Origin of the sequence: Sphingomonas silueang (assembly GCF_040049155.1) — a bacterium.
Lineage (GTDB): Bacteria > Pseudomonadota > Alphaproteobacteria > Sphingomonadales > Sphingomonadaceae > Sphingomonas > Sphingomonas silueang.
Map to the genome: position 1 here is coordinate 62,094 of NZ_JBDZDK010000013.1, position 13,816 is coordinate 75,909.

The following is a 13,816-nucleotide window of genomic DNA, read 5'->3' on the forward strand; positions in this document are numbered from 1 at the left end:
CGGGAGGGCCGGACATGCGTGAGATCGCATCGCAAGGGCAGTTGCGTGCAGGCTTCCTGCGCCGCGCGGTCGTGGTCGTGCCGCTGATCCTGCTGCTCGGTTTCCTGTCGGGCCGGATGGTGCCGGTGGGCAGCGAGAATCGCTGGTACCAATTGCTGACGCTGCCCGCGATCCGTCCGCCCGACTGGGCGTTCCCTATGGTGTGGAGCACGCTGTACATTCTGATGGGCGTGGCGCTGGCGCTGGTGCTCAACGCGCGTGGTGCGCGGGGGCGGGGAGTGGCGGTCGCGCTGTTCGCGGTGCAGCTGCTGCTCAATCTCGCATGGACGCCGCTGTTCTTCGGCCTGCATCAGGTGACGGCGGCGCTGGTGCTGATCGTCACCCTATGGGCGGCGGCGCTCGCCACGACGATCGCCTTCGGGCGCATCCGCCCGCTCGCGGCGTGGCTGCTGGTGCCCTATCTCGCGTGGCTGACGGTCGCCGCGGCGCTCAATTGGCAGATCGACCGGGCGAACCCGGACGCGGAAACCCTTGCGTCGCCGCCCGCCTCCACCCAAATCGAGCTTTAGAGCCGGACGGGGCCTTCCCGCCCGCACCCAATTGCCTGAAGGAACGCCCATGCAGTCCGACAATCGCCTGTTCGACGATTTCGCCAAGTTCGTGAACGGTGCCGCGGGCACGCTGGCAGGCATGGCGCGCGAGGGCGAGGCCGCCGCGCGCGAGCGGGCCAAGACCTTCCTCGGCGGCATGGACTTCGTCAGCCGCGACGAGTTCGAGGTGGTGAAGGCGATGGCCGTCGCCGCCCGCGACGAAGCCGATGCGCTCCGCGCGCGACTCGACGCACTGGAAGCGAAGCACGCGGCCCCCGAGCCGGCCGCGCCGACCAGCTTCGACCGCGAACCCGCCGACAGCCCCGGTGCGGGCGAAGGCGCGCTCTGAGCTTTATCCGCCGCTCCCCGCGTGACGTCGGCCACGCGGGGCGCTACAGCGGGCGATGATGTTGGACGAAGTGGAAGAAGACGGCGACGACGCCGTGCCGATCGATACGCTGGAGCGCTATTTCGCCGCGCACGGCTGGCGTCACGAACGCGACGGCGACGAGATCGTCGGCCATGTGAAGGGCAGCTGGACCGAGTTCGAGCTGCGCGCGATCTGGCGCGGCGAGGACGGGGTGCTCCAGTTCCTCGCGCTGCCCGACGTGCGCGTGCCCGACGAGCGGCGGCAGGCGATCTACGAGACGATCGGCCTCATCAACGAACAGCTGTGGATCGGCCATTTCGAGCTGTGGTCGTCGAGCGGCATCCTGTTGTTCCGCCATGCCGCGATGCTGGGCGACGAGCCGCAATTGACGCTCGACCAGTGCGAGATGCTGATCGACGCCGCGATCGACGAATGCGAGCGCTTCTACCCCGTGTTCCAGTTCGTGATGTGGGGCGGCAAGACCCCGAAGGAAGCGATCGCCGCCTCGATGATCGAGACGCAGGGCGAGGCGTGAGCGCCGCCGCCGATGCGCTGTGGCTGATAGGCTGCGGCAACATGGGCGCGGCGATGCTGGCGCGCTGGCTGGCCGACGGGATCGATCCTTCGCGGATCACCGTCGTCACCCGTTCGCCCCGTAATCTGCCGCCGGGCGTGACGAATCGCACGACGCTGCCCGAGGGACCAGTGCCGGGGATCGTCGTGCTGGCGGTGAAGCCGCAGCAGCTGGACGATATCGCCCCCGGCCTCGCCCCGCGCATCGCGGGCGTGCCGCTGCTGGTATCGATCCTCGCGGGCGTGGAGGAGGGAGCGCTCGCCCGTCGGTTCGCCGCGGGCAGCATCGTGCGCGCCATGCCCAACCTGCCGGTCGCGATCGGGCAGGGGGTGGTGGCGCTCCATTCGCATTCGCAGGATGCCGCCGCGCGCGACCGGGCCGAGGCGCTGATGCGCCCGCTCGGGCTGGTCGAATGGATCGACGATGCTGCGCTCTTCGATGCGGTGACGGCGCTGTCGGGCTGCGGCCCGGGCTTCGTGTTCCGCTTCATCGATGCGCTGGCGGCGGCGGGGGCGGCGCTGGGCCTGCCCGCCGATCAGGCGCAGCGCCTCGCGATCGCGACGGTGCAGGGGTCGGCGACGATGGCGGCAGGGGCGGATGCCTCCCCCGCAGTTCTCGCCGACCGGGTGGCCAGCCCCGGCGGTTCGACGCGGCAGGGGCTGAACGTGCTTGACGAAGGCGATGCGCTCAAGGCGCTGCTCGCGGTGACGCTGGCGGCGTCGGAGCGGCGCAACGCCGAAATGGCGGCGGCGGCGCGCCGGTAGCGAACCATGGCCTACGCGATCGGCAGGTGGCGTGCCATCCGCGCCCGCAGCAGCGCGATCAATGCCGGTTCCATGAAGTCGTAATCATCGGGAATGTCGAGGCAGACAATCCGCTTGCCGTTCAGGCTGCGGCGGAAATGGCGCTGCACCCGGTTCCGATGTGCTCGCTCCATGACGAAGATGGTGTCCGCCCACGCGACGAGCTCATCCGTCAGCGGGTTTTCCGCATCATGATTGGTGCCCGCCGACGACACCTCGATTCCGGGGGCCTCGGCAAAAATTTGCTCGGCGGTCGGGCTGCGCAGCTTGTTCTGGCTGCACACGAACAAATAGCGCCTCACCCCTTGTACAGCGCGTCCAGCCGCTCGCCGTACACGCCCTTCAGCACATGCCGCCGGATCTTGAGACTCGGGGTGAGCTGCTGGTTCTCGATGGTGAAGGGTTCGTCGGCGATGATGAAGCGGCGGATGCGTTCCGTCACCGACAGGTCCTTGTTCACCCGCTCCACCGCCGCGCCCAGCGCCGCGCGGTAATCGCTGTCCTCGCGCAGCCGCGCGAAGTCGCAGCGCGCGCCACCCTTGGCGCAGAATTTCTGGGTCCATTCGGCGTCGGGCACCAGCACCGCCACCATATAGGGCCGCCGGTCGCCCGCGATCATCGCCTGCGCGATCTCGTCCTGGAGCGTCAGCATCCCCTCGACCTTCTGCGGCGCGACGTTATCGCCCTTGTCGTTGACGATGATGTCCTTCTTGCGATCGGTGATGCGGATGCGCCCGCGCGCGTCGATCTCGCCGATGTCGCCGGTGTGAAGCCAGCCGTCCTTGAGCACCCGCGCCGTTTCGGCCTCGTTGCGCCAGTATCCGTGCATCACCAGCTCGCCGCGCACGAGGATCTCGCCGTCGGCGGCGATGCGCACCTCGGTATTGGGCAGTGGCGGGCCGACCGTGTCCATCTTGATCCCCGCCGCCGGGCGGTTGCAAGAGATGACCGGCGCCGCCTCGGTCTGGCCATAGCCTTGCAGGAAGGTGAGGCCGAGCGATTCGAAGAAGTTGCCGACCTCCGGGTTCAGCGGCGCGCCGCCCGACACCATCGCCTTCAGCCGCCCGCCGAAGCGCTTGGCGATCTTCGGCTTCAGCAGCGTATCGACCAGCAGCCTGGCGGGACGGTCGATCAGGCGCGGGCCGCCCTCGCGCCCGCCGATCGTCACCGCGCGGTCGAGCAGCCAGCTCGACACCTTTCCCTGCTTCTGAACGCCCTTGGTGATGCGGGTGCGCAGCACCTCGAACAGGCGGGGGACGACGACCATGATCGTCGGACGCACCTCCTCGATATTGCTCGCCAGCTTGTCGAGCCCCTCGCTGTAATAGATCTGCCCGCCCAGCCCGATCGGGAAATGCTGTCCGCCGGTATGTTCATAGGCATGGCTGAGCGGCAGGAACGACAGGAACACCTCGTCCCCCCAGCCGAAATCCTCGGAGATGACGGCGCAGCAGCCGTTGACGTTGTGCAGGATCGCGCCGTGATGCTGCATCACCCCGCGCGGGGAACCGCCGGTGCCCGAGGTATAGATGATGCACGCCAGGTCGCCGCGCGCGAAGTCCGCCCGCGCCGCGATCGTCGCGGGCTCTGCGGGATGCTCGGCGATCAGCCTGTGCCAGTCGTGGAATTCGAGACCGCCGTGCTGCGCCGATTTGAAGGGTTCGATCGTGATGATCTTCTCCGACGACTGCGACGTGCGGAGCGCGGCGGGCAGCACGGTGCGCGCCAGCTTGTCGGTCGACACGATTATCGCGCAGGCGCCCGAATTCTCGATGATATGCGCATGATCGCGCACGGTGTTGGTGACATAGGTCGGCACGGTCACGCAGCCCGCCGCCATGATCGCCAGATCGCTGATGCACCATTCGGGCCGGTTTTCGCTCACCAGCATCACCCGGTCGCCGCGCTTCAGCCCGAGGGCGTTGAGCGCATTGGCAAGGGAGGCGACCTGCCGCGCCGCCTCGGCCCAGCTGGTGCTCTGCCATTTTCCGCCGGTCTTGGCCCACAGGAACGGCGCGTCGCCGCGCTCGGCGGCGCGGGCGAAGAACATCGCGACCAGATTGGGGAAATGTTCCAGTTGGCGGGCCATCGTACTTCCTTCTCCTGCGCCCCGGTGTAGGCAGCGCTTGCGGATACGGCAATGTTCCTGTGGCGGCACCGCGCCCGACTGGGTAAGCGTGGCCGCATGAGGATCATCGCCACCGCGCTCGCCACCGTCGCCGCCCTCTCGCTCGGCGGCTGTTTCGGTCTGGGAGGGGATCGCCCGCAGACCCCCGCCGCCGCCGCACCTTCGACAACGGCGCCCGCCGCCGCCACGACGCAGAAGTTCGTGATCGCCGCCAACCGCCAGGCCGCCGAAGCCGGGATGGCGGTGCTGCGCAAGGGCGGCAGCGCGGTCGATGCGGCGATCGCGGTACAGGCGATGCTCTCGCTGGTCGAACCGCAGAGTTCGGGCATCGGCGGCGGCGCGTTCCTCACCTATTTCAACGCCGCCACCGGCAAGGTCGAGGTGTTCGACGGACGCGAGGTCGCGCCTGCCGGGGCGACGCCGACGATGCTGCTCGACGCGCAGGGCAAGCCGCTGCCCTTCGCCACCGCCGTGCTCTCGGGCCGGGCGACCGGCGTGCCGGGCGCGGCCCGGATGCTGGCGCTGGCGCATGGCGAGCATGGCAGCCTGCCGTGGCGCGACCTGTTCGACGATGCCGAGCGTGCCGCCGCCAAGGGGTTCATCGTCTCCCCCCGGCTCGGACGGTTCCTGGCGGGCAAGTCGCCGCAGCTCGCCGCCGAGGACGTGCGCCGCTATTTCGGGGGCAAGGGCGATACGCTGGTCACGGCGGGCGCGCGGATCAGGAACCCGCGCTATGCCGACTTCCTCGAACGCCTCGCCAAGCGCGGACCCGATGCGCTCTATACCGGCAAGACGGCGGAGGCGATCGTCGCGCGCACCACGCAGGGCGACCTGCCCGGCACGATGACGCTGGCGGACCTCGCCAATTATCGCGCGGTCAAGCGGTCGCCGCTGTGCGGCAACTGGCGCGTCTACATCGTCTGCACGCCGCCGCCGCCCTCGTCGGGCGTCGGGCTGCTCGAACTGCTCGCCATCCTCGGGCGCACCGACATCGCCCAGCGGAACCAGAACGATCCGCAGGCATGGTATCTCTTCGCCGAGGCCAGCCGGCTGATGTACGCCGATCGCGACCGCTATGTCGGCGATTCCGCCTTCGTCAACGTGCCGATCGCCGGGCTGCTCAGCCCGGCCTATATCGAGGCGCGTGCCAAGCTGATCGCGCCGGTCGCCGGGCCTGCTCCTGCGGCGGGCAATCCCATGGGCACGGTGACGGCGGGGATCGACGCCACGCAGGAGCCGACCGGCACCTCGCACTTCATCGTCGGCGATGCGAAGGGCAATGTCGTGTCGATGACGACGACGGTGGAGAGCTTCTTCGGTACGGGCCGGATGGTCGACGGCTTCTTCCTCAACAACCAGATGACCGACTTCTCCTTCGCGCCGACCGATGCGAGCGGGCGGGCGGTTGCCAATGCGGTGGCGCCGGGCAAGCGCCCGCGCTCGTCGATGACGCCGCTGGTGATGATCGACCGGCAGGGCAAATTCGCCGGAGCGCTGGGATCGGCGGGGGGCAATGCCATCCTCGCCTATGTCGGCAAGTCGCTGGTCGGCGCGGTCGAATGGAAACTGCCGATGCAACAGGCGCTGGCGCTGCCCAACCTCGTGGCCAGGGGCGACAGCTTCCAGGGCGAGGTGACGAAATTCTCGCCGGACATCCTCGCCGCGCTGGCCGCGAAGGGCGTGCGGTTGCAACCGGGGCAGGGCGAGGATTCGGGGCTGCACGGGGTGATCGTGCGCGACGGGCGGATCGACGGCGGCTACGATCCGCGGCGTGAGGGCGTGGTGCTGGTGGAATAATTACATGCGTCCTTCCCGCGCAGGCGGGAATCCATACACGCTAGCGCGTGCGAACGATCGCTGACGCTGGTGCATATGGATTCCCGCCTGCGCGGGAAGGACGACCGGTAGCGGCATTCCAGACCCCAGGATTATGATTCCCGTGCTCGGACCGGAGACACCTACCGCCCGGTCCCCAGCAACAACGGCGTCAGCATCGGATCGCCCCGCTGTCGACCGATCCAGCGTATCTGCGCAAGGCGCGTTTCGGCCGGATCGGTCCCTATCCCTACCGTTCGTGTCGAGCGCAGTCGAGACACCCTGCGCAACGCATGCCGCCCGTCCCTCGACTTCGCCCGGGACGAACGGGGGGTGTAGAGCGAACCCCGCCCGTGCCTACCGCCCCGTCCCCAGCAACAGCGCCGTCAGCACCGGATCGCCGGTGCGGCGCGGGTCGGCGCGGATCGCCGCTTCCTCGCGCCCGATCGCGCGGAAGATCGATCCCGCCGCCTGATCTGCCGCACCGCGGGCAAGCGCAGCATAGTCCACCCCGGTCTGCGCGGTCAGGATCACTGACAGCACCTCGCCCACGTCCGATCGCAGGCCGCGCCCGAATTCGGGGAACATCGCCTCGATCACCGCGCCGCGCGTCTGGCGCGCCAGCAGGTCGGTCGCCGCCGTCGGCCCGCCGCGCAGCACCGCCAGCGCATCGCCGAGCGTCATGCCCCGGATCGCGTCGAGCACCACCGGCGTCGCCCGGTCGGCGGCATCGGCGGCGACCAGATTCAGCGCCCGCTCCACCCGCGACCGCACCGCCTCGGTCCGCAGCACCGCCGCGGTGACATTGCCCCGCCCGCCGAAGTCGGGCGCGGTCAGCCGGGTCAGCTGATCGTCGTAGAACCCGCCCGGCCGGGTCAGCCGCGCCAGCGCCCGCTCGCTGGCCAGCGTCAGCAGCCGCCGCACGCCCTCGTCGACGCCGTAACTGCCCATCGGCGTGGCGCACCCGCCGAGCGCGGCCAGCGGGGCGACCAGTGCCGCTGCGCCGAGGATGCGCCGCCGGGTGAACTGGGATTGCAGCATGTCGGTTCTCTCCGATCGAACGTATACGCCGCTGAACGCAGCCGATGCGATCCGGTGCCGTGTCCGCCGTGAACCGTCGTTGAACCGGGGATCGTTTTGCTGCCGTTTCGGCCCGGCGGACCATTGCCGATCGCCCGATCCGCCCCTAGCTACCGTGACATGGCAGACCCTTATGCAACCCTGGGCGTGGCGCGCGACGCCAGCGAAGCGGACATCAAGAAGGCGTATCGCAAGCTCGCGAAAGAGCTGCACCCCGATCGCAACAAGGACAACAAGGCCGCCTCGGACCGCTTCTCCAAGGTAACGCAGGCGTACGACCTGCTGACCGATAAGGACAAGCGCGCCCGCTTCGACCGGGGCGAGATCGACGGCGAGGGCAATCCGACCGCGCCGTTCGGCTTCGGCGGCGGTGGACCCGGCGCGGGCGGCTTCCGCCCCGGTGCGGGCGCACGCGGCGGTTTCGACATGGGCGGCGCGGGGCAGGGCGGCGACTTCTCCGACCTGTTCGAGGGGCTGTTCGGCGGGCGCGGCGGCGGCAATGCGGGCGGCGGTTTCGCCAGCGGCTTCGGACGCAGGCCCCAGCCCAAGGGCGCGAACGTCGCCTACAGGCTGCGCGTGCCGTTCGAGGATGCGGCGCGGCGCAGCCCGCAGCGGATCACGCTGGCCGACGGCAAGACGATCGACCTGAAATTGCCCGCCGGAGTCGAGAGCGGCACGCAGATGCGCCTGTCGGGCAAGGGCGAGCCCGGACCCGGCGGCGCGGGCGACGCGATCGTGACCGTCGAGGTCGAACCGCACCGCTTCTACACCCGCGACGGCGACGACGTGCGCCTCGACCTGCCGATCAGCCTTGCCGAGGCGGTGCTGGGAGGCAAGATCCGCGTGCCGACCGTGGAAGGGCCGGTGATGCTCAGCGTCCCCAAGGGTTCGACCTCGGGCAAGACGCTGCGCCTCAAGGAACGCGGCTTCCACCGCAAGGACGGGACGCGCGGCGACCAGCTCGTCACGCTGATGGTCGACCTGCCGGTGGACGACGACGCGCTGGTCGAGTTCGTCCAGCGCTGGGACGGGCGGACGATGGACCCGCGCGGGCGCTTCGGCGTTTGACGGGAGCGTGATCCCCCGGCTGGAGCAGCCATGAACCAGCCTTCCCCCGAAAGCCCCGAGGCGCGCCATGTGCGCGGCCGTCCCGCGCTGTCCCGCCTGCGCCCCTCGGCCCGCGCGATCGAGGTGGTGAAGCGCGTCGCGATCGGCACGTTCAACGACGGCTTCACCCATGCGGGCAACCTCGCCTATCTCTCGCTGCTGACGCTGTTCCCCTTCTTCATCGTCGCCGCCGCGATCGCCCGGGCGTTCGGGCGCAGCGGCGACAGCATCCATGCGGTGATGGCCTTCCTCGACACCGTGCCGAAGGAAGTCGCGACCGTCCTCCAGCAACCGATCCTCGACGTGTTGCAGGCCCGCTCGGGCTCGCTGCTGTGGCTCGGCGCGCTGGTGGGCTTGTGGACCACCACCGGCTTCATCGAAACGGTCCGCTCGATCCTCCGCCAGGCCTATGGCATCCCCTTTTCGCGGCCCTTCTGGGAATATCGGCTGGGGTCGATCGGGCTGATCGTCGGGTCGGTGGTGATGCTGATGATCGCGTTCAGCCTTCAGGTCGTACTGGTCGGCGTGGAGCAGTTCATCTACCGCGTGCTGCCGTTCCTCGAATCCTATGCCGCCTATCTCTCGATCGCGAAGCTGTTGCCTGCCGTCGCGCTGTTCGTCGCGCTCTACACGCTGTTCTATTCGCTTGCCCCCAAGAAATACCGCCAGTCGAAATGCCCGAAATGGCCCGGCGCGCTGGCGACCTCGGTCGTCTGGATCGGCACGACCCAGCTGATGCCGCTCGCGATCGATGCGCTGGGCGGCTACGACCGTACCTACGGCAGCCTTGCGGGGGTGATGATCGCGCTGTTCTTCTTCTACATCGTCGGGCTGGGCGTCGTGATCGGCGGCGAGTTGAACGCGGCACTGGCGGAAACGCCGGACCCTGCGCTAGAGGGGGCGGCAGAAGACGAAAGAGGGAAAGTCGCGTGAACGGTTTGATGCAGGGCAAGCGCGGGGTCATCATGGGACTCGCCAATGATCGGTCGCTCGCCTGGGGCATCGCCAAGCAGCTTGCCGCGCAGGGGGCCGAACTGGCCTTCACCTATCAGGGCGAGGCGCTGGAGCGCCGCGTCCGCCCGCTGGCGACCGAACTGGGGTCGGACTTCCTGATCGAATGTGACGTCAGCGACATGGCCGCGCTCGACACCGCGTTCGACACCATCGCCGCGCGCTGGCCGACGATCGACTTCGTGGTCCACGCCATCGGCTTTTCCGACAAGAACGAGCTGCGCGGGCGGTATTACGATACCAGCCTCGACAATTTCCTGATGACGATGAACATCAGCGTCTATTCCTTCACCGCGGTCGCCAGGCGCGCCCGCGCGCTGATGCCGAACGGGGGCACGCTGCTGACGCTGACCTATTACGGTTCGGAAAAGGTCGTGCCGCACTACAACGTGATGGGCGTGGCCAAGGCGGCGCTCGACATGTCGGTCAAATATCTGGCGATGGACATGGGGCCGGAGAATATCCGGGTGAACGCCATCTCCGCAGGCCCGATCAAGACGCTGGCGGCCAGCGGCATCGGCGATTTCCGCTATATCCTCAAGTGGAACGAACTGAACTCGCCGCTCCGGCGCAACGTCACGATCGACGATGTCGGCGGGGCCGGGCTGTATCTGCTGAGCGACCTGTCGAGCGGCGTCACCGGCGAGATCCACCATGTCGACGCCGGGTACAACGTCATCGGCATGAAGGCCGAAGACGCCCCCGACATCGCGCTCAGCTGATGGCGGTCATCCGCGCCGCCACCGCCGCCGACGCCCCGGCGGTCGACGCGCTGCTGCGCGCCTGCTTCCCGCGCGATGAGGAGGCGCGGCTGGTGCAGCGGCTCGCGATCGACGGCGATCTCGTGCTGGTCCTCGTCGCCGAGGATGCGGGCGCGATCACCGGCATGGTCGCCGCCAGCCGGATGCACGTCACCGCCGACACGCGCGAGGTGGCGGCGGTCGCCGTCGCCCCGCTCGCCGTCGCGCGTGAGGCGCGCGGGCAGGGCGTGGGCGAGGCGCTGATGGCGGTGGCGATCGCGCATCTGCGTGAGGGTGGCGCGGAACTGGCGTTCGTGCTCGGCGACCCGGCCTTCTACGACCGCTTCGGCTTTTCCGCCGATGTCGCGCGCGGCTTCGACAGCCCCTATGCGGGCGACTATCTGATGGCGCTGCGGCTGAACGAGGGGCCGTGCATCCGCGCGCCCGGCACGGCGGCGCATGCGGCGGCCTTTGCGGCCCTGGGGGAAACGGCGTGAGCCACAACAGTTTCGGGCATCTGTTCCGCTTCACCACCTGGGGCGAGAGCCACGGACCGGCGCTGGGCGCCGTCGTCGACGGCTGCCCGCCGGGGCTGCGCTTGAGCGAAGGCGATATCCAGCCGTATCTCGACGCGCGCCGTCCCGGCACCAGCCGCTTCACCACCCAGCGGCGCGAGCCGGACGCGGTCCGCATCCTCTCCGGCGTGTTCGACGGGCGCACCACCGGCACCCCGATCAGCCTGATGATCGAGAATGTCGACCAGCGCTCGAAGGATTATTCGGAGGTCGCCAAGGCCTATCGCCCCGGCCATGCCGATTACGCCTATGATGCCAAATACGGCTTTCGCGACTATCGCGGCGGCGGGCGGTCGTCGGCGCGGGAGACGGCGGCACGGGTCGCGGCGGGCGCGGTCGCGCGGCTGGTGATCCCCGAAGTGACGATCACCGCATGGGTCGAATCGATCGGCGGCGATGCGATCGACCCGGCGAACTTCGATGTGGAGGAAATCGCCCGCAACCCGTTCTTCTGCCCCGATCCCGTCGCGGCACAGCGCTGGGAAGCGCTGGTCGACGGCGCGCGCAAGGCCGGATCGTCGCTCGGCGCGGTGGTCGCGTGCGAGGCGCGCGGGGTGCCCGCGGGCTGGGGCGCGCCGCTCTATGCCAAGCTCGACGCCGAACTGGCGAGCGCCGCCATGTCGATCAACGCGGTCAAGGGCGTCGAGATCGGCGACGGGTTCGCCGCCGCCGCACTGTCGGGCGAGGCGAACGCCGATCCGATGCGCCCCGGCGCGGACGGCCCCGAATTCCTCGCCAACCATGCGGGCGGGATCGCGGGCGGCATCTCCACCGGGCAGCCGGTGCGGCTGCGCGTCGCGTTCAAGCCGACCAGCTCGATCCTGACGCCCGTAGCGACGATTTCCCCCACCGGCGAGGCGACGACGATCGCCACCAGGGGGCGGCACGACCCTTGCGTCGGCATCCGCGGCGTGCCGGTGGTCGAGGCGATGGTCGCGCTGGTGCTGGCCGACCAGAAGCTGCGCCATCGCGGCCAGACGGGGCGGTAGCTCGTCCCGGAGCGGCCACGGCTCGCCCCGCCGCCGTGGCCTGGGCGCGACCAGTCGAACGGTCGCTTCGGATCATTTTGTATTTTCAGGACTTTCCCTATCCGCCCCAAAGGCAAAGGAGAGTTCCGATGCGCAAGAGCACTTTCGCAAGCCTGCTGATCCTGTGCGGATCGACCGCCGCCATCGCGCAGGTCACGACGCCGCAGACCGACCCGACGATGCAGAGCAACACCATCGACAACACCACGCTCGGCTCGCCGGTGCCGCAGACCACCGGGCCGACCAACCCGGTGCCGACGACGCCGACAGATCCGACTCGCCCGACCGATTCGCAGGCGCCGACCACCGACGACACGACGCCGCCGGACACGACCGGCACGACCCCCGGCACGCCGGGCGGCACGACCCCGCCGGGCACCACGCCGCGGTGACGCAGAAAGGCCCGCCCGGGACATGCCGGGCGGGCCTTTTTTCGTGGACGCGCCGCTGAACCGTTCGTGTCGAGCGCAGTCGAGACACCGTGCGTTGAGCTACCGGCACGTCCCTCGACTTCGCTCGGGACGAACGGGTGCGGATCGATCGGACGGCAGCCTGGCCGCCGCCGCCGCCCTCAATCCGCGAACGGATCGCGCACCAGGATCGTGTCGTCGCGCTCGGGGCTGGTCGATACCAGCGTCACCGGGCACTGGATCAGTTCCTCGATGCGGCGGATGTACTTGATCGCCTGTGCCGGAAGCTCGGCCCAGCTGCGCGCCCCTGCGGTCGATTCGGACCAGCCCGGCATCGTCTCATAGACCGGCTCGACCGCCTGCTGATCGGCGGCATGCGCCGGGAAATAGTCGAGCGTGCGATCCCCCAGCCGATAGCCGGTGCAGATGCGGATCTCCTCGAACCCGTCGAGCACGTCGAGCTTGGTGAGCGCGATGCCGGTCACGCCGGACACCGCCGCCGCCTGTCGCACCAGCACGCTGTCGAACCAGCCGCAGCGGCGCTTGCGGCCCGTGACCGTGCCGAACTCATGGCCCCGCTCGCCCAGCCGCTGGCCGGTCGCATCCTCCAGCTCGGTCGGGAACGGCCCCGAACCGACGCGGGTCGTATAGGCCTTGGCGATGCCCAGCACGAAGCCGACCGCGCCCGGCCCCATGCCCGAACCGCCCGCCGCCGTTCCCGCGATGGTGTTGGACGAGGTGACGAAGGGATAGGTGCCGTGATCGATGTCGAGCAGCACGCCCTGCGCGCCCTCGAACAGGATGCGCTTGCCCTGCTTGCGCGCGTCGGCCAGCACCCGCCACACCGGCTGGGCATAGGGCAGCACGAAATCGGCGATCTCGCGCAGTTCGGCCAGCAGCGCGGCGCGATCGATCATCGGCTCGCCGAACCCGGCGCGCAGCGCGTCGTGATGCGCGGTCAGCCGGTCGAGCTGGGGCTCCAGCGCGTCGAGGTGGGCGAGGTCGCACACCCGGATCGCGCGGCGACCGACCTTGTCCTCGTACGCCGGGCCGATGCCGCGCCGGGTGGTGCCGATCTTGCCCGCGCCGCTCGCATCCTCGCGCAACCCGTCCAGATCGCGGTGGAACGGCAGGATCAGCGTGCACGTCTCGGCGATCATCAGCGTGTCGGGCGTCACCGACACGCCCTGGTCGCGCAGCCGCTCGACCTCGGCCTTCAGCGCCCAGGGATCGAGTACCACGCCGTTGCCGACGATCGAGGGCGTGCCGCGCACGATGCCCGAGGGGAGCAGCGACAGCTTGTAGGTGGTGCCGCCCACGACCAGCGTATGGCCCGCATTGTGCCCGCCCTGGAACCGCACGACCATGTCGGCGCGCTCCGCCAGCCAGTCGACGATCTTGCCCTTGCCCTCGTCGCCCCATTGGGCGCCGATCACCGCCACGTTCGCCACGTCCGTACTTTCCCGATGCTGTCCGTATCGCGGCTGCCCTAGGCGTGTCGGGCGCGCGCGTCCACTAAAGCCGGGGGAATATGACGATCGAGTTGCGATTCCCCGCCGCCGATCCGCCCGGACAGCCTCGACTT

At 69.4% G+C, this 13,816-nt stretch carries 15 protein-coding genes; 11 read left to right on the forward strand and 4 right to left on the reverse strand.

Annotation, left to right across the window (positions count from 1 at the left end; genetic code table 11):
- Window positions 1-14 precede the first annotated feature (14 nt).
- From ABLE43_RS13490 to proC, 4 genes are read left to right on the forward strand one after another with little or no spacing between them, the layout of a single operon-like run.
- Window positions 15-569 (forward strand): TspO/MBR family protein, encoded by a 555-nt coding sequence (locus ABLE43_RS13490; RefSeq protein ID WP_348978954.1) that lies wholly within the window; start codon window positions 15-17, stop codon window positions 567-569.
- Between the two features lie 49 nt (window positions 570-618).
- Window positions 619-939 carry an accessory factor UbiK family protein gene (locus ABLE43_RS13495; RefSeq protein WP_348978955.1) on the forward strand — a complete coding sequence of 107 codons (321 nt, stop codon included), beginning with the start codon at window positions 619-621 and terminating at the stop codon, window positions 937-939.
- 55 nt (window positions 940-994) lie between these two features.
- Window positions 995-1,495 (forward strand): type III secretion system chaperone family protein, encoded by a 501-nt coding sequence (locus ABLE43_RS13500; protein WP_348978956.1) that lies wholly within the window; start codon window positions 995-997, stop codon window positions 1,493-1,495.
- Entirely contained in the window at window positions 1,492-2,298 is an 807-nt protein-coding gene (gene proC / locus ABLE43_RS13505) for a pyrroline-5-carboxylate reductase (RefSeq protein WP_348978957.1), read from the forward strand. Before ABLE43_RS13500 ends, proC begins: the two co-directional genes overlap by 4 nt.
- 11 nt (window positions 2,299-2,309) lie before the next feature.
- On the opposite strand, the gene ABLE43_RS13510 is transcribed toward proC, so the two are convergent.
- Together ABLE43_RS13510 and ABLE43_RS13515 are read right to left on the reverse strand one after the other, a co-directional pair.
- Window positions 2,310-2,621 carry a low molecular weight protein tyrosine phosphatase family protein gene (locus ABLE43_RS13510; protein ID WP_348978997.1) on the reverse strand — a complete coding sequence of 104 codons (312 nt, stop codon included), beginning with the start codon at window positions 2,619-2,621 and terminating at the stop codon, window positions 2,310-2,312.
- A gap of 14 nt (window positions 2,622-2,635) precedes the next feature.
- Window positions 2,636-4,426, reverse strand: a complete 1,791-nt coding sequence (locus ABLE43_RS13515) for an AMP-dependent synthetase/ligase (RefSeq protein ID WP_348978958.1) — start codon at window positions 4,424-4,426, stop codon at window positions 2,636-2,638.
- Between the two features lie 96 nt (window positions 4,427-4,522).
- Between ABLE43_RS13515 and ggt the strand changes: the two genes are divergently transcribed.
- Complete coding sequence (ggt, locus tag ABLE43_RS13520; protein ID WP_348978959.1) at window positions 4,523-6,262, forward strand: gamma-glutamyltransferase; 1,740 nt, start codon at window positions 4,523-4,525, stop codon at window positions 6,260-6,262.
- A gap of 375 nt (window positions 6,263-6,637) precedes the next feature.
- Here the strand turns inward: ggt and ABLE43_RS13525 are convergent, their stop codons facing one another.
- On the reverse strand, window positions 6,638-7,321 hold the full coding sequence (locus ABLE43_RS13525) for a DUF4197 domain-containing protein (protein WP_348978960.1): 684 nt from the start codon (window positions 7,319-7,321) through the stop codon (window positions 6,638-6,640).
- Between the two features lie 159 nt (window positions 7,322-7,480).
- Here ABLE43_RS13525 and ABLE43_RS13530 point away from each other — a divergent pair, with 159 nt between their 5' ends.
- From ABLE43_RS13530 to ABLE43_RS13555, 6 genes are all read left to right on the forward strand, one after another.
- A complete protein-coding gene (locus ABLE43_RS13530; RefSeq protein WP_348978961.1) occupies window positions 7,481-8,428 on the forward strand; it encodes a DnaJ C-terminal domain-containing protein in 948 nt (315 codons plus the stop codon).
- Between the two features lie 30 nt (window positions 8,429-8,458).
- On the forward strand, window positions 8,459-9,400 hold the full coding sequence (locus ABLE43_RS13535; protein WP_348978962.1) for a YihY/virulence factor BrkB family protein: 942 nt from the start codon (window positions 8,459-8,461) through the stop codon (window positions 9,398-9,400).
- The gene (gene fabI / locus ABLE43_RS13540) at window positions 9,397-10,200 is read left to right on the forward strand and encodes an enoyl-ACP reductase FabI (RefSeq protein WP_348978963.1); all 804 of its coding nucleotides are present in this window, start codon (window positions 9,397-9,399) and stop codon (window positions 10,198-10,200) included. The genes ABLE43_RS13535 and fabI overlap by 4 nt, the downstream gene beginning before the upstream one ends.
- Window positions 10,200-10,715: a GNAT family N-acetyltransferase gene (locus ABLE43_RS13545; RefSeq protein ID WP_348978964.1), complete on the forward strand. Its 516-nt coding sequence runs from the start codon at window positions 10,200-10,202 to the stop codon at window positions 10,713-10,715. The genes fabI and ABLE43_RS13545 overlap by 1 nt, the downstream gene beginning before the upstream one ends.
- On the forward strand, window positions 10,712-11,782 hold the full coding sequence (gene aroC / locus ABLE43_RS13550; RefSeq protein ID WP_348978965.1) for a chorismate synthase: 1,071 nt from the start codon (window positions 10,712-10,714) through the stop codon (window positions 11,780-11,782). Before ABLE43_RS13545 ends, aroC begins: the two co-directional genes overlap by 4 nt.
- A gap of 128 nt (window positions 11,783-11,910) precedes the next feature.
- Window positions 11,911-12,213, forward strand: coding sequence for a hypothetical protein (locus ABLE43_RS13555; RefSeq protein WP_348978966.1), 303 nt, complete (start codon window positions 11,911-11,913; stop codon window positions 12,211-12,213).
- A 179-nt stretch (window positions 12,214-12,392) separates the two neighbouring features.
- Here the strand turns inward: ABLE43_RS13555 and ABLE43_RS13560 are convergent, their stop codons facing one another.
- Window positions 12,393-13,682, reverse strand: a complete 1,290-nt coding sequence (locus ABLE43_RS13560) for an adenylosuccinate synthase (protein ID WP_348978967.1) — start codon at window positions 13,680-13,682, stop codon at window positions 12,393-12,395.
- Between the last annotated feature and the right edge of the window lie 134 nt (window positions 13,683-13,816).

What these genes read in the sequence shown, in the direction of transcription:
- ABLE43_RS13490 (WP_348978954.1), top strand. Translation starts at nt 15, where the DNA reads ATGCGTGAGATCGCATCGCAAGGGCAGTTGCGTGCAGGCTTCCTGCGC.
- ABLE43_RS13495 (WP_348978955.1), top strand. Translation starts at nt 619, where the DNA reads ATGCAGTCCGACAATCGCCTGTTCGACGATTTCGCCAAGTTCGTGAAC.
- ABLE43_RS13500 (WP_348978956.1), top strand. Translation starts at nt 995, where the DNA reads ATGATGTTGGACGAAGTGGAAGAAGACGGCGACGACGCCGTGCCGATC.
- ABLE43_RS13515 (WP_348978958.1), bottom strand. Translation starts at nt 4,426, where the DNA reads ATGGCCCGCCAACTGGAACATTTCCCCAATCTGGTCGCGATGTTCTTC.
- ggt (WP_348978959.1), top strand. Translation starts at nt 4,523, where the DNA reads ATGAGGATCATCGCCACCGCGCTCGCCACCGTCGCCGCCCTCTCGCTC.
- ABLE43_RS13525 (WP_348978960.1), bottom strand. Translation starts at nt 7,321, where the DNA reads ATGCTGCAATCCCAGTTCACCCGGCGGCGCATCCTCGGCGCAGCGGCA.
- ABLE43_RS13530 (WP_348978961.1), top strand. Translation starts at nt 7,481, where the DNA reads ATGGCAGACCCTTATGCAACCCTGGGCGTGGCGCGCGACGCCAGCGAA.
- ABLE43_RS13535 (WP_348978962.1), top strand. Translation starts at nt 8,459, where the DNA reads ATGAACCAGCCTTCCCCCGAAAGCCCCGAGGCGCGCCATGTGCGCGGC.
- ABLE43_RS13545 (WP_348978964.1), top strand. Translation starts at nt 10,200, where the DNA reads ATGGCGGTCATCCGCGCCGCCACCGCCGCCGACGCCCCGGCGGTCGAC.
- ABLE43_RS13555 (WP_348978966.1), top strand. Translation starts at nt 11,911, where the DNA reads ATGCGCAAGAGCACTTTCGCAAGCCTGCTGATCCTGTGCGGATCGACC.